This is a genomic window from Saccharopolyspora phatthalungensis (assembly GCF_014203395.1).
Classification (GTDB): Bacteria; Actinomycetota; Actinomycetes; order Mycobacteriales; family Pseudonocardiaceae; genus Saccharopolyspora; species Saccharopolyspora phatthalungensis.
Genome location: NZ_JACHIW010000002.1, coordinates 1425276 through 1446341 on the forward strand (window position 1 = coordinate 1425276; position 21066 = coordinate 1446341).

A 21066-nucleotide genomic window follows, 5' to 3' on the forward strand; every position below is an offset into this window, starting at 1 on the left:
AGACATTCAGGTCCAATCGAACCAACGTGGACGATCTTGGTGCTCTCATTTGCGTTGCCGCAAACGTAACAGATGTGGCATAGCCGCATGCCATTAAATGTGCCCTTTGGACCCCAACCCTTGCACATTCGCGCCAGCGAAGGTGCTGCGGTCTGTACCGGTTGAGGTACACCCGCCCCGCTGTCACATACCGGCGAAACCATACGAATCCGGATGACCGACTCTGTCTGCCACAGAAACCGGATACTCCCGGCCTGCCGCGAACCGAGGAACCGGCGCCCGGAGCCGCCCAGCGGTGACACCGAGCCACCGGCTGTGCACGCCAAGGCTCAGAGCTTTGGGTGCATGCGGAGTAGAATAGCATTCAATCAGCTGGTGGGACGGTGATCGGCAAGTCCATGGGCGAGAACGAGACGAACGTGGTCGACACATCACTGAGTGATCGTCTGGTCGACGAACTGCAGCGCCGCATCTTCAGCGGGGACATCCCGGTCGGCAGCTGGCTGCGCCACGCGGCGCTCGCGGACGAGTTCGGCGTCAGCAGGACCCCGGTCCGCGAGGCCCTGCGGGTGCTGGGCGCGCAGGGGATCGTCACGATCGTCCAGAACCGGGGCGCTCGCGTGAACGGGCATTCCGGCCGGGACATCCGGGAGCTGGGCGCCGTGCGCGCGGAGCTTGAGGGCCTGGCGGCGGAGCTGGCCGCCGAGCGCATCGATGACCGGCAGCTGGAGCGACTGCGGTCGGTGTGGCCGCAGTACGAAGCTCGCCAGCGGTCGGCCAACCCGAGCGGCGCAGCGGATTCGCCGGAGGACCCGAGGCAGCTCTGGGCCGAGGCGAACGAGGCGTTCCACTCCGTCATCCTGGAGGCCTCCGGCAATCGCCAGCTGGGGATCGCCATCGCCGACATCGGCCGCCGCTTGCCCCGGAACTCGGCCTACTCGGCTTACGCCGGTAACTCCCGGCTGCTTCGGCAGAACCACGAGCAGCACAAGGCCATCGTCGAGGCCATCGCGAACGGCGACGTCCGGCGCGCGGGGACGGCGATGAGACGGCACATCCGGTCCTCGGCGGAGGCGATGGCGCGCTGGATCGAGGACCGGCAGGACACCTCGGCTTGAGCGAGGCTGCCCCGACGGCAGCAAGCCGCTGACCGGTTCACTCCGAGGATTGCCCGCGATGTTTCCTAGCCGGTCTCGCACTGGTTTTGCCGGACCGGTGGGTCACGCTCCGGATCCAGGGGGTGACGGCCACCAGCAGCGTCAGGATCGCGGGGAGTGCCACGCCTGCCCATACCGCGAAGTGGACGAGCACCGCGCCGAGCGAGGCGCCCGCTCCAATGAGGACGATCGCGCTCGCCCGGCGGAACCAGGGCTGCCGGGCGCGCCGCGCGATCCAGGAATCCGCGGCCAGACCGGTTATCGTCGACGTCACCACGACGGTCGTGACGTCCTTGACGCCGATGTGCCGGGCGACCGAGGCTTGGAGGCCCATCCCGGCCGCGAGGAGCGCCGTCAGGACGAATGCCGGAGCGGTGTGCGGCGTCACGGGAGACACCGCGAGCCCGGTGGCGGCGGCGAAGGCCAGTCCCACAACGGTGAGCAGCCACGCGCTTCGCGGTGTCCACCCGGCACTGACGCCGCGCATCGACCGGCCACCCACCGTCGCGCCGGCCATGAAGGCGGCCAGTGCGAGGACTGGGCCGGCCACCGGAAGGCGTGCGGCGCCGGCGATGCCCATGCCAAGGATCACCACGTTCCCTGTCATGTTGCCGGTGAAGACCTTGTCGAGGGCGAGGTAGCCGACCGCGTCAGCGACTCCCGTCGAGAAGGTGAGGACCAGTGTCGCGGCCACGGGGAACCGGTGTCCGGGCCTCGAACGTGGCCGGGTGGCTCGCGAGCTCGGGGGGAGAGCGTTCATCGGCCCGCCGCATAGCCCTGGGCCCCGCGGGCGTTGGCCGCTGCGGAGAGAAATCCCGTCGCCGGGTCGCGTGTCACCGTGGAGAGACGCCCCAGGCTCCAGTCCGATGAGACGGTGACCCGGTGCCCTCGGCGGAGGAGTTCTTCGATGACCTCGCTACCCAGACGCCGCTCGACAACCGCTCCGCCGGGAGTCCATACGCGCGGCCAGAAGCTGCTGATCGCCGAGACGGTGTGGAAGGCCGGCGCGTCGATGGCCTGCTGGGGCGTGTACCTGCCGACGAGCGTCCTGAGCAGGTAGAGCAGTTGCCACTGGTCTTGTTGATCTCCGCCGGGGGTTCCCAGTGCGGCTAACGCTTGCCCGTCCCGCAGCAGCAGGGTGGGGCTGAGAGTGGTGCGCGGGCGCCGCCCGGGACGCAATCCCGATGGGCTCTCGGGGTCCAGCCAGGTCATCTGAAGCCGGGTGCCCAGGCAGAAGCCGAGTGCCGGCACGGTCGGTGAGGACTGCAGCCAGCCTCCCGACGGGGTGGCCGAGACCATGTTGCCCCAGCGGTCGACCACGTCGAGATGGGAGGTGTCGCCGCGGGTGTCGCCGGTCGGGAACACGGTGGGCTCGCCCACGCCGGCCTGCTGCCCGGGGGACTCCGCGACGAGCAGCGGCGGCACCCGTGGCTCAAGGCCCGGTGCCCGGCCCGGCCGGTAGTCGTGCGACGCGGTCTCTCCGATGGCGGCCGCACGCTCCCGCGCATAGTCAGGGGACAGCAGCGAGGTCAGGCTCCGCGGTTCGCGCCCGGCCTCGCCGTAGTAGCAGTCACGATCGGCCAGCGCCAGCTTCAAGGCTTCCAGGATGGTGTGCGCCCCGAGCGCGGTGGACGGATCCAGCCGGCGCTCGTCGACGGTGTCAAGAATCGCCAGCGTCTGGAGCAGCACGGGGCCCTGCGCCCAGAAACCGGGCTTGGCGACGGTGATGCCGCGAAACTCCAGACGCATCGGAGCTTCGTAGGCCGGGCGGAACTCTTCGAAGTCTCTGACGGCGATCACGCCGGCATGGTCGGTGCCCGAGGAGTGCCAGTGGGCCGTGGCGGCGAACTCGGCGATGGCCGATGCGACGAACCCGGATCTCCATGCCTCGGCCGCCTTGCCGATGCGCTCGCCCCGAGACGAACCGCCGCCGGCCGCGCAGGCGAGGAGCCGACGAAGCGTTTGAGCGTAGGCCTTGTTCGTGATCACCTGCCCTGGTTCCGGCGCGGCCCCGCCCCTGAGCCATTGCGCGGCCGAGGTGGGCCAGCGGGTGATGAACTGCTCGGCCATCGTCGCGATGACATTGCAGAGCCCACGCCCGGCCGCGTGGCCCGTTTCGGCGTAGTGAATCGCATAGGCCAGCACATCCGCCAGCTCCCAGGTCCCGTGCTCGGCGAGCAGATCGAGCCACGACGCCACCGCACCGGGAACAGCCGCGGCCAGCGCTCCCGCGCCAGGCACCTCGGTCAGTCCCTCCCGCCGGAAGTGCTCGATCGTCGCGCCCCGAGGAGCCGGGCCCTGGCCGTTGACCACCTGAACGCCCCCCGAGGCCGGAGCGATGATCGCCACCAGGTCACCGCCCGGACCGTTCAGGTGGGGCTCGACCACGTGCAGCACGAACGCGGCCGCGACGGCGGCGTCGAAGGCGTTCCCGCCACGCTCCAGGACCGATTGAGCCGCTCCGGTCGCCAGCCAGTGGGTCGACGCGGTCATGCCGAAGGACCCGGTCAGCGTCGGTCGCGTGGTGTCCGCGGGCGGTGCGGTAGACGTCCGGGCAAGCGGGTCATGAGCCATACAAACAGTATGCAAACCTTTAGTATTGGATGCAATAAAGCCGAAGTCAGTCGGGACCATAGTCCTCCGAGGGCCCCAAACGGCGCCCCAGTGCTGCGTATTTGGCCAGACTCGCTAGACCTCCCGTCGCAAATCCGACTCCGACCGCCCCGCCACACCGACCGCCTCCGGCAGGGTTGTCCACAAGTTCAGGCAAAATCGGGAAATCCCCCTCCGGGCCAGAATCCATCCACCCCGTACTACCCAGCACCGGATCCCAGTGGCGACGTCGTTGTCCTTGGCCGCGTAGTGCAACGGGGCACGGCCCATGCGGTCCAGGTCAGTCACCAGTCACTCCTCGCGCATCACGGATGCCACCTGTCGGCGGGCATAGCCGTTCTGCTCAGCTTCGATCTTGTACCGTCACCACTCCTCACCCGGACCGTGCCCGAAGTTGAACTCCCCTGGGTTGATCAGGACCGGGCTCTCCCATCCGGGTAGGTCGCCGTCAGGTTCGCGGTCGGCTTCCAAGTAAAAATCACGATCTTGTGGCATTGCTGCTCCATCGGGAAGCACGATGGCGCCATGTGCATTCTTGATGCGCCTTCTTTTCGCGGCGTGGTCGACCTATGTTTCGACTGCGGTTCCAGAATTCTGCGAGAGGCGATCGTGGTTTATCAAGTCGTTGTCACGAGAGGTTATGCCGAGCCCGACGGGAGCACCGTTTTTGGTGACATCGGGCTGTCCCGGCTGACCGATGCCGGTTTGGCTTGGCGGGTGTTGGACGATGCGGTCGAGGAGTTGCGGGCCGATCAACTCCAGGACGCCGACGCCGTACTTGTTCTGGGGCCAGAGCGAGTTTCGGCCGACTCGATACCGGCATCCGGGAGGCTCCGGCACGTGGCACGGTTCGGTGCCGGCTTTGACGCCATTGACCTCGATGCGTGCACTCGACGCGGTGTAGCGGTGACCAACACGCCCGACGCGGTCCGGCTGCCGGTGGCGGATTCCGCGATCGCGCTGCTGTATGCCTTGGCGCACAACCTGGTCGTCAAGGACAAGCTGGTGCGGGAGGGCCGGTGGGCAGAGCGCCCGGCTTGGCGAGGTTCAGGCTTGGCCGGCGCGACGGTAGGGATCGTCGGATTGGGCGGCGTCGGGATGGAGACCGCGCGCCGGGCGCGCACGCTGGGGCTGCGCGTGCTGGGTTACAACCGGACCGACCGGGGTAGCGCGGCGGCCGAGATCGGCATCGAATCGCGCTCGCTCGATGACGTGCTGAGGTTGAGCGACTACGTCATCGTCGCCGTCGCCGCCACCCCCCAGACGAAGCATCTCATCGGCGAACCGGAACTATCGCTGATGAAACCGACCGCCCGGCTGATCAACATCGCTCGTGGTGCGGTGGTCGACGAGAACGCACTCGTCGCCCGGTTATCGGACGGGCGGCTGGCCGGCGCCGGACTCGACGTGTTCGCCGAAGAGCCGTTGCGGACGGACAGCCCACTGATCAATTTGGACAACGTCATCCTCGCGCCGCATTCCCTGTGCTGGACGGACCAGTTCACCGCCTCGGTTTCGGCAAGCGTGATGGCCGCGCTCATCGCGGTCAGCCGTGGGCAACGGCCACGAGACGTAGTCAACACATCATTACCGCCGGCTGTTCGGTCTGGTCGAGACGACAACAGGGACACGATATGAGAGACAACGCCGACCTCCGCAGTGGTACGGCGGTCATCACTGGAGCCGCGTCGAAGCGAGGAATAGGGCGCGCGCTCGCGGGGCGGCTGGCGGCGTCGGGTTGGCGTCTTGGCCTTCTCGACATCGACCTGGAGGTCGAAAAGGTCGCCGCCGCATTGGGTGCCGAACACGATGTCGCCGCAATGGGTGCGGTCGCCGACATTGCCGACCCGGAGTCCGTGGACGCGGCCGTATCCGGTTTCGAGGCCGAGTTGCCACCGATCACCGCCATCGTGAACATCGCGGGCATCAGCGCACCGACATCGCTTCTCGACGCCGACTTCGCCACCTGGGAACGCGTTATGCGAATCAACGCCACCGGCACGTTCGTCACGTGCAAGCGCATCGTGCCCGGTCTGGTCGAGCGTGGCTACGGCAGGGTGGTGAATCTGGGGTCGACCGCAATGCAGAACGGCGGCGGGACTTACAGCAAGTCCACCTACGCGGCTTCCAAGGCAGCGATCGAGGGATTCAGCCGCGCACTCGCACTGGAGGTGGCACCCAGTGGCGTGACCGTCAACGTGGTAGCACCGGCCACGATCGACACCGACATCATGGGCGGCCGGATCACCGACGAACGCAAACCCGCATTCCTGGCGCAACTTCCAGTCGGCCGACTCGGCACGACACGCGAGGTCGCCGCCCTCATCGAATTCCTCATCGGCGAAGAGGCCGGCTACATCACCGGTGCAACGTACAACATCAACGGAGGTCTTCGCATTGGCTGAGTCCCCGAGAACCCGCACGCCGACGACCGTGCACACCGAGCGCCCGTCGTTGGCATGCCCGTCCGACCTCCGCACTCCCCATGCTCCCGACGACTGGCCAATCGCCGCCGCCATGCTCCAGTTTCCCGCGTATGCGGCGGACGAAACGCCCGTGGACGAGCTGAAACCCGCCGAGTGGCGTCGTCTTCTGCAGCCTGTCGTCGACGCCGGGTTCACCCACCTTGAGCTTTCCACAGCCTGGCTGCGTCTCGGCGATCTCGACGACGCGCGTCTAGCGGACCTGCGCGATGTCCTGGACGACGCCGGCCTCGCGGTTCCGGGAGTGGGTGTCGTGCGGCAGAGCGTGATCCATCCGGACCGGGGGGAACGCAACCTCGCCTTCACACACAGAACCATCGACGCGGCCGCCTTCCTAGGCGCCGACATCGTCTGTCTCGGGCTCCACGATGCGCTGACACCGCAACAACAGCAGGCACTGTGGTTCTGGACAGTGCCGCCGGACACCGCACCCCCCGACCCGGAAGTGCGGGAGCTGGCGGTGCGGCGGTTCCGGGAACTCGGCGATCACGCCGCCGCAGCAGGCGTGGCGATCTCCCTCGAACTGTACGAGAACACCTACCTGGGCAGTGCCGACGACGCGATCAGATTCCTCGACGACATCGGCCATGACGCCGTCGGACTCAACCCCGACATTGGGAACCTGATCCGCCAGCAACGGCCGGTCGACACCTGGGAATACCTGGTTTCGGTCACCGCTGCGCGCGCCAACTACTGGCATATCAAGAACTACGCGAGACTCGAAGACCCCGCCACCGGGACGGTTCTCACCCATCCGACGTCTCTCGAACTCGGGATCGTGAACTACCGAGACGCCGTACGCTACGCGATCGCCAACGGCTTCTCCGGTGCGTTCGTGGTCGAACACTACGGCGGCGACGGGCTCAGTGTGGGCGCCACGAACGCCGCATACCTTCGGCGCATCCTCCCCCATGCCAACTGATCGCACGCCAGGAGAATCGTTGACACCGCCGCATCAGCCCGCCGCTGATTTCCCCCGTGAACGCACCGCGATCGTTACTGGAGCCGCCTCGGCGCGCGGGATCGGCCAGGCAATCGCTCATCGGCTGGCGGCCGAGGGCTGGTCAATCGCCATTCTGGACCTTGACGAAGACGCGAGCCAGGAGGTCGCTGCCCGAATCCAGGACACGCACGGAGTGGCCTGTCTGGGTGTTGGAGTAGACATCAGCGACCGGAACGCGGTCCTTAGCGCCGTGGAAAACGTGAGCCGATCGTTGCCGCAACTGGTAGGGCTCGTCAACAACGCCGGGGTGAGCTCGCCTGTTCCCTTCCTCGAAGTCACCGAGGACGAATGGCGCCGCGTGATCGCGGTCAACCTGCACGGAACCTTCCACGTCACGCAGGCGGCGGCGAAGATCATGGCCGCGAAGGGAATCGGTCGCATCGTGAACATCTCGTCGACCTCTGCCGAGCGTGGCGGGGGCGTCTACGGGCTCGCCGCGTATTCGGCGTCGAAGGCGGCATTACTCGGATTCGCCCGCACACTCGCGCGAGAACTCGGACCGTATGGCGTCACGGCGAACTCGGTCGCGCCCGGCTCCATCGACACCGACATCATGGGCGGACCGCTGTCCGACGAACGGAAAGCGGTACTGCTACGAGAACTCCCGGTGGGGCGGATCGGCACGGTGCGCGATGTCGCTGCGGTCGTTTCTTTCCTGCTGAGCGAGGACGCGGGTTACCTCACCGGCGTGACCTACGACGTCAACGGCGGATCCCACATCGCATGACACACGACGAGAAAGGCAGCACTTCAATGAGTGCACCGTTCACCGCCGATCTGACCGGCAGGACGGCGCTGATCACCGGAGCCAGCTCAGGAATAGGCCATGCGATCGCCGACCTCTACCTGCGCAATGGTGCGACGGTGGTGGGCGTACACCGCCGAGCCGTCACCGGGCACGCTAGTGGGTATGTGCCGGTCATCGCGGATCTCGGTGAGCCGGCGCAGGTTCGGGCCGCTGCGGAAGAAGTGCTTCGACAGCATCGGGTCGACATCCTGGTCAACAATGCGGGGCTCAACATCCGCCACCCCTTCGAGGATTTTCCCGGCGAGGATTGGGATCGGGTGCAGCAACTCAACATCCGGGCAGTCATGGAACTGACCCAGTTGATCGGTCGGCCCATGCTCGAACGCGGGGCGGGCGTGGTCATCAACCTGGCTTCGATGCTGTCGTTCACCGGTGGGTTCACGGCCTCCGCGTACGCCGCATCGAAGGGTGCGATCGCGCAGTTGACGAAGTCAGTGGCCAACGAGTGGGCACCGAAAGGCGTCCGCGTCAACGCGATCGCGCCGGGCTTCATCGCCACCGAAATGAACGTCGCGCTCGTCGCCGACAAGACCCGCAACCGTCAGATACTCGAACGCATTCCCGCTGGGAGATGGGGTACCGCTCAGGACATCGCGGGCGCGGCGCTCTTCCTGGCGTCCGACGCTGCGCGATTCGTCCATGGAACCGTGCTGCCCGTCGACGGTGGTTACCTCGCGCGCTGAATGCGCCACAAGGGAAAGGAGGCCGTTGCCGTGAAAGCCGTCGTTGTCCACGGGCCGGGCGACCTGCGTGTGGAAACACTTCATGATCTCCGGGTAGCGCCGGACCGTGTGGTGGTCCGCGTCGTGTATGGCGGGATCTGCGGATCGGACCTGCACTACGCGGCGGATGGTCGCAATGGGCCGTACCGCATCACGGAACCTCTGGTGCTCGGTCACGAGGTGGTCGGTGTCGTTTCCCAGATCGGCCATGACGTGGCGAATGCCCCGGCCGTGGGCACGCGTGTCGCGATCCATCCTGCGACGCCGACCGCTCCCCCGGGCGCCGCACGCGGCACCGGTCTGCATTTGCATCCCGGCGGCACCTATCTGGGCAGCGCGTCGACTCGACCGCATACGCAGGGCGGGTTCGTCGAGCTTCTCGAAGTGTCACCGGGCCAGCTCCGGCTGTTGCCGGACGAACTGCCGTTGCGCCGTGCCGTCCTCGCGGAACCGCTGGCAGTCGCTCTGCACGGAGTTGCCCGGCTGGAAGCACGGCCGCTGGGTGCGCGGGTACTGGTCAGCGGCGCCGGCCCGATCGGTGCCCTTGCCATCGCCGCACTCCGGCACGCGGGCTCCGCCGAGATCGTCGCCGCGGATCTCCAGGGATTCCCGCTGAAGGTCGCCGCCGCCGTCGGTGCCGACTCGACCCGGAACCTGTCCGACGGCGACACGGTTGAAGAGTCGTCGTTCGATATCGTGGTCGAGGCGGCCGGAGCGGTGGGCTCGCTGGTAACCGCGCTGGATGCGGTGCGTCCCGGCGGTGCCGTCCTCCAGCTCGGGATGCTCCCGCGCGGACCGATACCGGTTCCCGTTTCGGCGATCATCGCCAAGGAGGTCACGCTCTACGGCTCGCAGCGTTTCGACATCGAACTCGATGCCGCGATCGCCTTGCTCGCCGGGGATCCATCGCTCGAAGCGGTACTCAGTCATGAGTTCGACATCGACTCGGCCGCCGAGGCATTCGCCTGTGCGGCGGAGTCGGCAAGGTCGTCAAAGACGGTGCTGCGGATGTCCGCGGATCCGGAGTCCTGAACAAGACACCAAGGAACAGGGAGTGTCATGATTCACGTGCGCACGAAATTCGACCGGCCGGCTGCGGAAATCATCGCGGCGCTCGGCCAGTTCTCCGCCGCGACGATCCACGAAGCACAGGGCCGCAAGGGCGCCCTGTCGCATCGCCTGAAACCTGTCGATTCTCGCATGGCGTTCTGCGGCCCGGCCTTCACCGTCGAAGCCCAGGCCGGCGACAACATCATGGTGCAGGTCGCGATCTCCTACGCCCAGCCCGGAGACGTCGTGATCGTCGCCGGGGCGGAGTTTGAGCAGGCGGGTTCCTTCGGCGACGTGCTGGCCACCGCGTGCAAGAGCAAGGGACTGGCGGCATTCGTCACTGATTCCGGGGTGCGCGACAGCGCGGACCTGAAAAAGCTCGGTTTTCCCGTCTTCTCCGGTTCGGTCTGTATCGAGGGAACGGTCAAGGAGACCCTGGGACCCGTGAATTACCCGATTTCCATCGGCGGGCAGATCGTCCGGCCCGGCGACATCCTGCGCGGGGACGCCGACGGTGTCGTCGTGGTCGATCCGCTGGAGGCCGAGGACGTCATTCGGCTGTGCCAGCGGCGCGAGGATCACGAGGCGGAGATCCGCGCCCAGCACCGTCGTGGCGGCAAGTCCCTGATCGAGGTGCACGGGCTCGTCGACAAGCTGAAGGCCAAGGGACTGGTCGTCGAGGAGTGAGCACATTTACCGTCGGCGTGATCGGCCTCGGCCCGATGGGCGCGCCGATCGCCTCGCATATCGCCCGCGCCGGGTTCCCGCTTCAGGTCTGGAACCGTACCCGCACGAAGGGCGCCGCGGTGGGCGGCAAAGCCGTCGAACGGCCCGGAGACCTTCGTGCGGAGATCGTCCTTTCGGCGCTGCCGGATGTCGACCAGTTCGACGAGATCGCACCCGAATCCGTGGCGAGCCGTTGGGCCGCCCGCGGCACCACGCACGTGGTCGTGCTCAGCACCACCTCGCGGGAGAAGATCCGCGGATTGTCCGAACGTCTCGGCCAGGTTGGTATCGCCGTGGTCGACGCGCCCATGAGTGGCGGTGATGCCGGAGCCCGGGCAGGCACGCTGAGTCTCATGGTCGGCGCGAGCCCGAGATCGTTCGTCAAGGTGGAGGCCGTGTTGCGCTCGTTCGCCGCCACCGTCGAGCACATGGGACCGGTCGGGACCGGAACCGTGTCGAAGCTGTGTAACCAGGTTGTCGTCGCCGGGACGCTCGTCGCCGTGGCCGAGGCCCTTGATTTGGCCCGTCGAGCCGGAATCTCCCGTTCGCAGCTGATCCGGGTACTTCAGGGAGGTCTCGCCGCGAACGCGGTGCTCGACGCCAAGGCCACGAAGATCTTGCAGCGGGAGTACAGCCTCGGCGGGAGCGCAGCAAACCAGCTCAAGGATCTTCGGTACGCGACTGCGCTGGCCGACGAACTCGGTGCGGGCTTGACGCAGGCCCGGCACACAGGTGCCTTGTTCGAGGAACTGGTCGACCGTGGACTCGGCGACGAAGATCATGCGGTCGTCTACGAAATCGTTTCATCGGCCGTGCGCAACCGACCGCCGTCCGGTTGAACGTCGGTCATGAGCCCCCGCAGCACGTCGGCCACCAGTTTGGCCGCGTCCGACAGAGGTTGGACCTCCGAGGTGCACAGTGACATTCCGGTGCGCATGCGGGCGTCGGCAAAGCGGTAGGCGCGGACCTCTTCGGGGGCGAAGTAGGTCCGTGCCGCCGACAACGGAAGTACCGTGGCCCCGAGGCCGCCCACCACGGCGTCGCGCAGCACCATGCTCGGTTCGATCTCGGCCACGACCGAGTAATGCAGGCCCGCGGCGTGAAAAGCGGCATCGGTGATCCGCCGTACGGTGTGGACCTCGCTCGGCAGAATAAAGTCCAATCGGGACGCGTCCTTGAGCGTGACGCCGTCGCCGCAGACCGCCATGGGCCGGGTCTTCGTGCTGGTGATCAGATGAAAATCTTCCTCCAGGACTTTTTCGACTACGACACCCTTGACATAGCCGGGGTCGTAAATCAGCGCCATGTCCACCTGGCCGAGCAGGAGAGCCTGGCTCATTACCACGGTCAGGTTCTGGATCAGCTGCAGTTGGGTGTTCGGGTACCGTTCACGCACGATCCGCAACAGCGGTACCGCCAGGCTGGACGCCATGCTGTAGGAGGCCAGGCCGACGGTCACCAAACCGGCCGGAGAATCGGTGCGGTCACACAGATCGATCCGCGCGGCCTTTTCCAGACGCAGGATTCCCTGCGCGTAGCGGTAGAGAGATCGCCCGGAATCGGTGGCCTCCACGCCGCGCCCGGTGCGTTCCAGCAGTCGCGTCTTGAAATCCGCCTCCAGCGCCGAGATGTGCTGGCTCAACGCGGGCTGCGTGATGTGCAGCGACTCCGCGGCCCTGGTGATGTTGCCGGTGTCGACCACCCTGACGAAGTAGCCGAGCCTGCGGGTGTCCATAGCGCTCTTCCTGGCCGCGGTCTCATCGGGAACGGTGATGAAGGTATGGGTCTTCCTGATATGGCTTCATTCCGCGCCGCACCGAACCTAATGTCTGTGGGGACCATAGTCCAACAGCGGGCCCGGTTGCACGAGCGCCGGACACGGTGCGCAACGGGCCCCCGGCCCCGGTGGGAAAGGATCCAGGCTGTGCCAACCGTTGATCTCGTGGCCGACCTCGGAGAGAGTTTCGGCGCCTACACAATGGGCAACGACGCCCAGTTGCTGGACCTACTGACCTCGGCCAACGTGGCATGCGGATTCCACGCGGGCGATCCTCGTGTCATGGACGCGACCGTGCGGGCCTGCGTCGAGCGTGGTGTCAGTATCGGCGCACACCCGAGTTTTCCCGACCTGGTGGGCTTCGGACGCCGAGCGATGGACCTGACCGAGAACGAAGTTCGCACCGACGTGCTGTACCAGCTCGGCGCGCTGTCGGCGTTCACCCGGGCACATGGCGTCCGCATCACTCACCTGGCACCGCACGGTCGGCTCGGCAACCTCGTGGTGACCAGGCATGACTACGCCCGGGCCATCGCCGACGCGGTGCAGGCATTCGATCCCACCCTCGTGATCCTGTCGCAGGAAGGCGAGATGGCAGCGGTCGCGCGGGAACGCGGCCTACGGATGGCCATGGTCGGTGTCGTCGACCGGGCCTACGAAGATGACGGCACGCTGGTGCCGAGGTCCGAGCCGGATGCGGTGCTGACCGATCCGGACGAAGTCACCCGCCGGACGGTCCGGATGGTCACCGAAGGAGTCATCGCCAGCCGGAACGGGCGGGATGTGCCGATCAAAGCGGACTGCGTCCAGTTGCACGGCGATGGCCCCGCGGCACTCCAGCTCGCTGCCCGGATCCGCGGCGAGTTGCAGACCGCCGGGGTCCGGTTGGCGCCACTGGACAAGATTCTGGATGTCCCGGCGGCATGACGGGCATCCAGATACCGGCCAAGATCGACATCTCGCCGTGCGGCGACGCGGCGTTGCGCGTCACCGTTGACGGCGCCGACACAGACGAGGTGTGGACGACCGTGCACCGGCTGGCGGCACGGCTCAACGGCGGCGGATTACCCGGAACAGTGTCGGCTGTGCCGACCTACGACGCCGTGCTGGTGGAGTTCGACCCGTACCACACGACGGCCGACGCAGTCGCCTTGCACATCCGTTCCTGGGATAGTGCCACCGACGCGGCGGAGCGGGTCCGTTCGCGAGTCATCGACGTGCCGGTGCTTTTCGGCGGCGCCGCGGGCCCGGATCTGGAGTGGGTCGCCAGCCTCGTCGACGAGCCGGTAGCGCGGGTCATCGACATCGTCTGCTCGCGGGAGCACCTTATCCGCTGCCTGGGCGGCCCCGCCGCATCGGCCATGACGGACGGTCCGGATTTCCGGGTACCGATCCCCCGGCTGGCGATTCCCCGGCTGCGAGTGCCTCCCGGCGCGATCTCGGTCGCCGGCAGCCAGACCGTCATCGGCCCGGTTGCCGCACCCAGCGGCTGGCGGCAGATCGGCCGCACGCCGTTGACCATCCTGCAAACCGAGGACGACAACGTCGTGCCTTACCGGCCCGGGGACAGGGTGCGGTTCTTCCCGGTCGATGAGCGCGCCTACGCGGCCCTGCTCGGGACCCCGATGCGCTACCGAGACGATGTCTGATCGGCCGGAACTCTACATCGAGTCCGCGACCGCATGCGTGGTTACCGATCTCGGCCGCACCGCCGGGCCCGCGCGCGGGCTGGCTGTCAACGGCGCGCTCGACCAGTTCGCCGCCCGCGCTGCGAACGCCCTGGCCGGCAACGAACCCTCGGATCCGCTCATCGAGGCCACCGGGTTCGATCTCACCATCTGTCCCAGCCACGATGTGCTGATGGCTGTCACGGGGGCACCAGCAATGCCCACCGTCGACGGACGACCGCACGCCCCGTGGGCGCCGCTGTCGGTACGGGCCGGGCAAACGGTGCGGATCGGCATCTCCGAAGCCGGCCTACGAGCGTATGTCGCCGTGCACGGGTCCTTCGACGTGCCCCTGCTGATGGGCAGCTGCGCGCCCGATTCGATGATCGGGTTCGGCACCGCGGTCACGTCCGGAACATCCCTTTCCCTGCTCCGGCCCCATCCGCCCTTGATCAACCCGCACTTCGACGCCACCATCTTCCACTTCGGCATTCCCAGCAGCGTGGCTCACGTGCCGACCGTGCTAGATGTGATCGACGGACCCGATGCCGGAGAATTCGGTCCCGAGCTCGGGCGGCTATTCGACTCCCCCTACACGGTCACACCGCGGATCAATCACGTGGGGCTGCGCCTGTCTGGACCCGTACCGCAGCGTTCGGTGACCGGCGAGGTGTTGTCGAGAGGAGTGCCGGTCGGCGCGATCGAAGCCCCCACCGGCGACGAACTGCTCGTCTTGATGCGCGGTCGCGGAATCACCGCGGGATATCCGGTGCTCGCGGTGCTCACCTCGCTCTCCCAGGACATCGCGGCTCAGCTCAGGCCCGGTCAGCAGATCCGCTTTCGGCGCACGAGCAGGGCCGCGGCCACCGCCGCCTACCTGGAACGGCGCCGATTCCTCGATCGAATCGCGGTCCGCGCACGAACCGCGTTCGCCGCACTTTCGAACACCTCGCAGCTGTGTGGCGGGCACTGCAAAAGGAGCAAGCAATGACCTTTTCCGAAGCGCTGCAAACACCCCTACTGGCCGAGCGGATGTCGCGCGTAAAAGAATCGCCGAGTTCACGGGTCGCCGACCGCGTACGAGCATTCCAGGCCGCCGGCAGGCCCGTCATTCCCTTGACGATCGGCGAACCCGACTTCGATACGCCGGAGCATGTCAAGGACGCCGCGATTCAGGCAATCCACGCGGGCGAGACGAAATACACCTCGGCGGACGGGACGCCGGCACTGCGGGAAGCGATCAAGGCCCGACTGCTGCGTAAGACCGGGCAGTCCTACGGCGCCGGCGAGATTTGCGTCGGCGGCGGCGCGAAACAGTTGATTTTCCTGGCCTTCCTGGCGACCCTCGACGAGGGCGACGAGGTGATCATTCCGGCCCCCTACTGGGTGTCCTACCCGGACATGGTCACGGTGCACGGCGGCCGCCCGGTGGTGGTCGCCACCACGGCATCGACGGGATACAAACTCACCCCCAGCCTGCTGCGCGAGTCGATCACCGACCGGACCAAGTGGGTCGTCCTCAACTCGCCCAACAACCCCACCGGCGCGGTTTACAGCGAAGCGGAGCTACGCGGGCTTGCCGACGTCCTCCGCGCGAACCCGCGCGTTTCGGTGCTGTGCGACGAGATCTATGACGCGATCAACTTCCGGGCGCAGCCGGTGCCGAGCACGGTCACCGCCGCCCCCGACCTGCGGGAGCGCATTTTCCTGGTCAACGGCGTATCCAAGACTTACGCCATGACCGGCTGGCGGATCGGCTACGGCGCGGGTTCCGCGGCATTGTGCACCGCGATCACCACGCTGCAGTCGCAGAGTTCGTCGTGCCCGTCGTCGGTGAGCCAGGCGGCGGCCGTCGCCGCACTGGATGGCGACCAAGAGTTCGTCGAGCGTGCAGTACGGATCTACGCCGAGCGTCGCGACCTGCTCGTATCCGGGCTCGATGCGATCGAGGGCTTGCGCCCCGTGATTCCGCAGGGCGGCTTCTACGTGTGGACCGACTGCTCCGCACTGGCGGGCACCGCGACGCCTTCCGGGGCGAGGATCGAATCCGACGCTGATCTCGCCGAGCACATCCTGGAAACCTCCGGGGTCGTGGTCATCACCGGCGACTCCTACGGCTGCCCCGGACATTTCCGGGCCAGCTTCGCATTGTCCGCCGACACCATTCGGGAAGCCGTCGCCGGACTCGCGCATTCGATATCCCTGCTGCGGCGCGGCTAAAACAACGTCGGCGCATCCCACCCGAATCCCCGCAGGCATAAGTTTTCGTTATGCCGACAGACAAAACAAAACTAGGCATGGCAACCGTGTATAAACGCCAGTAATATCGCGGAAATAATGATGGGCCACAGTTCCTCATGTCGGTGACCCATCGCAGCGAACAGCGGCACGAAGCGGCCCGGGACAGCCAATTGTCGAGCCGCGCAGCGAGATGGCCACGATCGCCGGTCAACCGGCACCAACCTTCCAGTGACGACGACGTCACTCCCCGAGAAAGGTAGCCCTCGTGAACAGCAAGGTTTCTGACATGACGCTGCGCCCGTCGCCGCCCAGAGCCACCAAAACATCAATTTTCGGTGGCCTCGTCGGCGTCTTCATCGAGCTCTACGACAACGCTGTCTACGGCTTCGTGGCCGGGACTCTCGCGGTCGTGTTCTTCCCCAGCAACGCGCCCAGCACCAGCGTCCTGCTGACATTCACGGCGTTCGCGATCCCGTTCTTCTTCCGCCCGCTTGGCGCCGCAATGGCCGGGTCGTGGGGCGACCGCATCGGCCGCAAACGCGTCCTACTGATACTCATCACCCTGATGACTCTCTCCACCGGGCTGGTCGGGTTACTCCCCAGCTACGCCTCGGCGGGCATTGCGGCGCCGATCCTGCTGGTGCTGCTACGCGTTGTTCAGGGCTTCGCAATGGGCGGCGAGCCCGGCAACGGCAACTCGTTCCTGGCCGAGCACGCCGGGGAGGGGCGGCGCGGGCAGGTCGTCAGCTACGCCAACGCCGCCACGTTCATCGCGATGCTGCTCGGCACTCTCTTCGCCGCCGTGCTCACGGCGGCTCTCAGTACCCCGGACATGGTGTCGTGGGGCTGGCGACTGCCCTTCCTGCTCGCCCTGCCGCTGGGCGTGGTTGGCCTGATCATCCGGCGATTGGCCGATGAATCGCCGGAGTTCGCCGAAGCCGAGGTGGAGGGCCAGGTGACCCGTAGCCCGCTGCGGGAGGCGGTTACCTCGCGGGAGACCATCCGCGGGATGGCGATCGCGGTCGTGCTCCCACTGTTCAACAGCTCCGGATACTTCATCCTGTTCATTTACATGCCGTCGTTCATGAAGAACGAAATGCACTTCACCGCGGTACAGGGTTTGCTCGTCACCGGCATCATGCTGGCGGTCGGCACGGGCGCCGTGCTCTATGCGGGGCGGCTCTCCGACCGTGTCGGTCGTAAGAAGATGCTCGCGACCTCGGCGTTCGTCATGGTTGTCATCGGCTTCCCGTGCTACTGGCTGTTGACGCATGGATCTTTCGTCCTGGCAACGATCGGCGCGGTGCTCATGTCGCTGTGCTTCGCCGGCACCAACGGCGTGATGCAGGTGACGCTGGCCGAGCTGTTCCCGACGCGGGTGCGCACCGTGGCGTACGGATTGGGTTACAACCTCGGCACCGCGATCTTCGGCGGCGCCGCGCCGTTGGTCGTCTCGGCGCTCATCGTCTCGACAGGAAGTACCTGGGTCCCGGCGTTCTATCTCGTGCTGACCTCTGCCGTCGCTGGCTTCACTGCACTACGTATCCGCGAAACGGCCTTCGAACCGCTCAAGCGCTGATCGTCACACACGAATCCGAAAGGATGGTGGGCCCCGTGGCAAGAACGGCCACGAGCCAGGCCGGAGCCCGGCTGGACCGGCTCCGGGAGCAGATGCACAAGGCAGGCTTCGCAGCCCTACTGCTGACCTCGACCGGGGGTCGACAGCACGTTCTCGGGTCGCTGCCTGAGCCCATCGGCGAAGCCGCCGTCGTTGTCACCGCAGAAGGCGCCGTGGTGGATGCGGTGGACTGCGACCTGCCCACGGCGATTGCCGGCGCCTTGCGGAAGGCCGACGTCGTCGATGGCGCCGTCGGCTACGACGTTGACCTGCCGTGGGAGGTGTTCTGCCAAATCAGCAGCGCCGGGCCGAGCCTTCGGCCGGCGGCCGACCTCGTCTTCGCCGAACTAGCGAGCTGCACGGACGCCGAAATCGCCAGTTTCGCCGCAGCCGCCGAACTCGCCGCCGTCGGCTACACGGCGGTGATGGACCACCTCCATGTCGGCATGGATGTCCGGGAGCTGTCAGGCAACGTCGATCGTTCGATCCGCCGAGCTGGTGGTCTGCTCGGCTGGTACCCCCCGGACGGCCCGGCAGCCGGCTCGGATCTGGTAACAGTCCGGGGTCATGACCCGGCCACCGCCCGGCTCACCGCCGAAACACCGGTCCGCTACGCCCTGCACCCGCTACTCGATGGCGTCGCGGGCTACGCCGCCGCCACCGCCTTGCTCAGCAAGGCCGACGGCACACTCCGCGCCGCCAGCGACGCCTGCGCAGCAGCGACATCCTCGCTGCTGACCGCCCTCAAACCAGGCGCTTTACTACGCGATGCCTACGACGCATTCGGTAACGAAGTCGGCGCGCACCTGGCAACATGCCGGGTCGTCTCGCTCCGGGGCGGTACGACTCAGGCGCTGCCTCGCAGCAGTGCGGTGGTCGCGCAGTCCGGCATGGTCCTCGGCATCCGCACCGGAATCGCGGTACCAGGCCGTGGCGCAGTGGAATTCGGCGAGACCGTCGCTCTCACCGGGTCGGGGGCGGACCTACTGACGGGAACGCCGCTGCGGCTTGTCGAGCTGTACTGACCACACCTCCACTACGACCGCATGAGGAGAACCGCCATGAACACGACCCTCCGGTACGGAGCGGACCGGGTGCCCACAGCGGACGTGGGCGGCAGCCGGGCCATGCCGCTACTCGGCTTCGGCACCCATCCGATGCGCGGAGACCAGGCCACCGAGGCCGTGCAGGCGGCGATCTCCGTCGGCTACCGGCTCGTCGACACCGCCACTCGCTACCGCAACGAGGAAGCCATCGGCGCGGCGCTGGCCCAGGCCCGCGTCCCCCGCTCCGAGCTGTTCATGACCACCAAAATGCCGCCCGACCAGGTCGGCAGGGAACGGCTGACACTTGAGCAGAGCCTTACCGCGCTGGGCATCGACTACGTCGATCTCTGGCTGATCCACTGGCCGCCGGGTGGCTATCCTGGCGTCGCCAGCTGGCACGAGTTCATCCGGGCCCGCGAGGACGGCCTGGTCCGCGCCATCGGGGTCAGCAACTACTCGATCGAGCTGATCGACGCCCTGCACGAAGCGACCGGTGTATATCCAGCCGTGAACCAGTTGCAGTGGGGGCCGGGCGACTACGACGCGGACTTCGCCGAAGCGATGCGCCGGCGAGGCGTGGTGCTCAGCGCGCACAGCCCGCTGCGCAGCACCGACCTCAGCCACCCCGTGCTGGTCGAGGTTGCCCGTCGGCATGATCGTTCGGTGCACGAAATCGTCCTGGCTTGGAACCTTCACCACAAAGTCGCGGTGACGGTGAAGTCCGCGCACCGCGACCGGATGGTGCAGAACCTGTCAGCCGCCGACGTCACGCTAACCCCGGATGAAGTCGGGAAAATCGATGAACTGTCTGCCAGCGGAGCAGCGTGACAGCAGAGCAGCGTGACGGCGGACGGACCCGAGCTACCGGGTTGGCGATCTCGCGCGAAAGGAGTGAGTGATGACGCAGCGCGTGCTCAGCACACGCCGGGACCTTCCGGGCAGCGGCCTGGCTCGCCTCGAGTCCCAGGTGGAAGTTGTCTCCTGGACTGGAACGGGCACGCCGAAACCTGCCGAACTGGCCCGAATCGCCGGTGGCGCCAACGGTATCCTCGCCCTGGGCAACGATCGCATCGACGCCGAGCTGCTAGACGCCGCCGGACCATCGTTGCGCGTGGTCAGCCTCGCGAGCATGGGATTCGACGCGGTCGACCAACAGGCCGCCGCGGACCGAGGCGTCGTGGTCACCCACACGCCGGGGGTGCTGGCCGAGACCACCGCCGACCTGGCCTTCGCCCTGATCCTGATGGCACGGCGCCGCCTTGCCTCAGCCCGCGACTGCCTGCACGCGGGCGGCTGGAGCGTGTTCCGCATGGACGACTACCTCGGCCTGGACGTGTGCGGCGCGACGCTGGGCCTGCTCGGTTACGGCCAGATCGGACGAGCCGTCGCTCGCCGGGCCGCCGGCTTCGGCATGCGCGTACTCCACCACGACCCGTTCGCCCCGCAGGACGATCACCTGTCCTGGGCGGTTGACTTCGCAACACTGCTCGCCGAGTCCGACGTCCTCTCGCTGCACGTGCCGCTGACCGACTCCACTCGAGGCATCATCGGCGCAGACCAGCTTCGCGCCATGAAGCCGACCGCGACGCTGGTCAATACCTCGCGCGGCGGTGTCGTCGACGAGGTAGCGCTGTTGGCTGCGCTTCGCGACGGCGTGATCCACTCAGCCGGACTGGACGTCTTCGAACGCGAACCGCGCGGTGCGGACGTAACCGATCTCGTCGAACAGTCCCGGCTGGTCGCCCTACCGCACGTAGGATCGGCCACCGAGGCGACCCGCGCGGCGATGGTGGACCTTGCCGTCGACAACCTCCTTGACGTGCTTTTCGGCCGCTCCGCCCGCACCCCGCTCCCGGGCACTGCCGCGAAGCCAGGCGCCGAAGAAGCCGTGCGATGACCCACCCCGCCTTCGACATCCGCGACCGCGTCGCCATCATCACCGGTTCCAGCAACGAAATCGGACATGCGCTGGCGCGGGGCCGCGCACTTGTTTCCGGTGTTCTCACCGAAGCGAAACAGGCGGTGTCCTCGGTTACTCAGTCACCCAGGCCACCGGCGAACGGCATCGTTCGCCATTGCTCGATGGACGGTTTCAGTGCCTCCGCGAGCATGGGCAACTGTGGTATGAGCGCGAGGCACGCCACTGTCCGGGACA

Annotated in this window: 22 protein-coding genes; 17 read left to right on the forward strand and 5 right to left on the reverse strand. The window is 67.0% G+C overall.

Annotated elements, in window-relative coordinates:
- Positions 1 to 383: 383 nt before the first annotated feature.
- On the forward strand, positions 384 to 1118 hold the full coding sequence (locus BJ970_RS32450) for a GntR family transcriptional regulator (RefSeq protein ID WP_312864580.1): 735 nt from the start codon (positions 384 to 386) through the stop codon (positions 1116 to 1118).
- A 37-nt stretch (positions 1119 to 1155) separates the two neighbouring features.
- On the opposite strand, the gene BJ970_RS32455 is transcribed toward BJ970_RS32450, so the two are convergent.
- The 4 genes from BJ970_RS32455 to BJ970_RS39205 form a co-directional block, all read right to left on the reverse strand.
- Entirely contained in the window at positions 1156 to 1851 is a 696-nt protein-coding gene (locus BJ970_RS32455; RefSeq protein ID WP_312864581.1) for a YoaK family protein, read from the reverse strand.
- A 62-nt stretch (positions 1852 to 1913) separates the two neighbouring features.
- Positions 1914 to 3731 carry a gamma-glutamyltransferase family protein gene (locus BJ970_RS32460; protein ID WP_246471921.1) on the reverse strand — a complete coding sequence of 606 codons (1818 nt, stop codon included), beginning with the start codon at positions 3729 to 3731 and terminating at the stop codon, positions 1914 to 1916.
- Positions 3732 to 3845: 114 nt separating this feature from the next.
- Entirely contained in the window at positions 3846 to 4058 is a 213-nt protein-coding gene (locus BJ970_RS32465; protein ID WP_184731345.1) for a hypothetical protein, read from the reverse strand.
- Positions 4059 to 4133: 75 nt separating this feature from the next.
- Positions 4134 to 4265: a hypothetical protein gene (locus BJ970_RS39205; RefSeq protein ID WP_281399658.1), complete on the reverse strand. Its 132-nt coding sequence runs from the start codon at positions 4263 to 4265 to the stop codon at positions 4134 to 4136.
- A 30-nt stretch (positions 4266 to 4295) separates the two neighbouring features.
- Here BJ970_RS39205 and BJ970_RS32470 point away from each other — a divergent pair, with 30 nt between their 5' ends.
- Genes BJ970_RS32470 through BJ970_RS39730 form a run of 8 tightly spaced genes read left to right on the forward strand, consistent with a single transcriptional unit; the run spans position 4296 to position 11401 of the window.
- A complete protein-coding gene (locus tag BJ970_RS32470; RefSeq protein WP_221468340.1) occupies positions 4296 to 5408 on the forward strand; it encodes a 2-hydroxyacid dehydrogenase in 1113 nt (370 codons plus the stop codon).
- Complete coding sequence (locus BJ970_RS32475; RefSeq protein ID WP_184731349.1) at positions 5405 to 6175, forward strand: SDR family NAD(P)-dependent oxidoreductase; 771 nt, start codon at positions 5405 to 5407, stop codon at positions 6173 to 6175. The genes BJ970_RS32470 and BJ970_RS32475 overlap by 4 nt, the downstream gene beginning before the upstream one ends.
- Positions 6168 to 7175 (forward strand): sugar phosphate isomerase/epimerase family protein, encoded by a 1008-nt coding sequence (locus tag BJ970_RS32480; RefSeq protein ID WP_221468341.1) that lies wholly within the window; start codon positions 6168 to 6170, stop codon positions 7173 to 7175. The genes BJ970_RS32475 and BJ970_RS32480 overlap by 8 nt, the downstream gene beginning before the upstream one ends.
- Positions 7176 to 7194: 19 nt before the next feature.
- Positions 7195 to 7983 (forward strand): SDR family NAD(P)-dependent oxidoreductase, encoded by a 789-nt coding sequence (locus tag BJ970_RS32485; protein ID WP_246471922.1) that lies wholly within the window; start codon positions 7195 to 7197, stop codon positions 7981 to 7983.
- Between the two features lie 26 nt (positions 7984 to 8009).
- Entirely contained in the window at positions 8010 to 8747 is a 738-nt protein-coding gene (locus BJ970_RS32490; protein ID WP_184731353.1) for an SDR family NAD(P)-dependent oxidoreductase, read from the forward strand.
- A gap of 30 nt (positions 8748 to 8777) precedes the next feature.
- The gene (locus BJ970_RS32495) at positions 8778 to 9818 is read left to right on the forward strand and encodes an alcohol dehydrogenase catalytic domain-containing protein (protein WP_184731355.1); all 1041 of its coding nucleotides are present in this window, start codon (positions 8778 to 8780) and stop codon (positions 9816 to 9818) included.
- Between the two features lie 27 nt (positions 9819 to 9845).
- Positions 9846 to 10523 carry a 4-carboxy-4-hydroxy-2-oxoadipate aldolase/oxaloacetate decarboxylase gene (locus BJ970_RS32500; protein WP_184731357.1) on the forward strand — a complete coding sequence of 226 codons (678 nt, stop codon included), beginning with the start codon at positions 9846 to 9848 and terminating at the stop codon, positions 10521 to 10523.
- Entirely contained in the window at positions 10520 to 11401 is an 882-nt protein-coding gene (locus BJ970_RS39730; protein WP_184731360.1) for an NAD(P)-dependent oxidoreductase, read from the forward strand. Before BJ970_RS32500 ends, BJ970_RS39730 begins: the two co-directional genes overlap by 4 nt.
- Here BJ970_RS39730 and BJ970_RS32510 read toward each other — a convergent pair.
- Positions 11353 to 12297 carry a LysR substrate-binding domain-containing protein gene (locus BJ970_RS32510; protein ID WP_184731362.1) on the reverse strand — a complete coding sequence of 315 codons (945 nt, stop codon included), beginning with the start codon at positions 12295 to 12297 and terminating at the stop codon, positions 11353 to 11355. The two genes, BJ970_RS39730 and BJ970_RS32510, sit on opposite strands and share 49 nt — an antisense overlap.
- A 189-nt stretch (positions 12298 to 12486) precedes the next feature.
- Here BJ970_RS32510 and BJ970_RS32515 point away from each other — a divergent pair, with 189 nt between their 5' ends.
- The 8 genes from BJ970_RS32515 to BJ970_RS32550 all read left to right on the forward strand — a co-directional run bounded on the left by BJ970_RS32515 (position 12487) and on the right by BJ970_RS32550 (position 20808).
- Positions 12487 to 13266, forward strand: coding sequence for a LamB/YcsF family protein (locus tag BJ970_RS32515; RefSeq protein WP_312864582.1), 780 nt, complete (start codon positions 12487 to 12489; stop codon positions 13264 to 13266).
- On the forward strand, positions 13263 to 13988 hold the full coding sequence (locus tag BJ970_RS32520) for a 5-oxoprolinase subunit B family protein (RefSeq protein ID WP_184731365.1): 726 nt from the start codon (positions 13263 to 13265) through the stop codon (positions 13986 to 13988). The genes BJ970_RS32515 and BJ970_RS32520 overlap by 4 nt, the downstream gene beginning before the upstream one ends.
- Complete coding sequence (locus BJ970_RS32525) at positions 13981 to 14997, forward strand: 5-oxoprolinase subunit C family protein (protein WP_221468342.1); 1017 nt, start codon at positions 13981 to 13983, stop codon at positions 14995 to 14997. The genes BJ970_RS32520 and BJ970_RS32525 overlap by 8 nt, the downstream gene beginning before the upstream one ends.
- Positions 14994 to 16226 carry an aminotransferase class I/II-fold pyridoxal phosphate-dependent enzyme gene (locus BJ970_RS32530; RefSeq protein ID WP_221468343.1) on the forward strand — a complete coding sequence of 411 codons (1233 nt, stop codon included), beginning with the start codon at positions 14994 to 14996 and terminating at the stop codon, positions 16224 to 16226. Before BJ970_RS32525 ends, BJ970_RS32530 begins: the two co-directional genes overlap by 4 nt.
- A gap of 286 nt (positions 16227 to 16512) precedes the next feature.
- The gene (locus BJ970_RS32535) at positions 16513 to 17826 is read left to right on the forward strand and encodes an MFS transporter (RefSeq protein WP_221468344.1); all 1314 of its coding nucleotides are present in this window, start codon (positions 16513 to 16515) and stop codon (positions 17824 to 17826) included.
- 35 nt (positions 17827 to 17861) lie between these two features.
- Positions 17862 to 18890 carry a M24 family metallopeptidase gene (locus tag BJ970_RS39220; protein WP_184731369.1) on the forward strand — a complete coding sequence of 343 codons (1029 nt, stop codon included), beginning with the start codon at positions 17862 to 17864 and terminating at the stop codon, positions 18888 to 18890.
- A 36-nt stretch (positions 18891 to 18926) separates the two neighbouring features.
- Positions 18927 to 19739 carry an aldo/keto reductase gene (locus BJ970_RS32545; protein WP_184731371.1) on the forward strand — a complete coding sequence of 271 codons (813 nt, stop codon included), beginning with the start codon at positions 18927 to 18929 and terminating at the stop codon, positions 19737 to 19739.
- Between the two features lie 70 nt (positions 19740 to 19809).
- Positions 19810 to 20808 (forward strand): 2-hydroxyacid dehydrogenase, encoded by a 999-nt coding sequence (locus BJ970_RS32550; RefSeq protein WP_184731373.1) that lies wholly within the window; start codon positions 19810 to 19812, stop codon positions 20806 to 20808.
- Positions 20809 to 21066 lie beyond the last annotated feature (258 nt).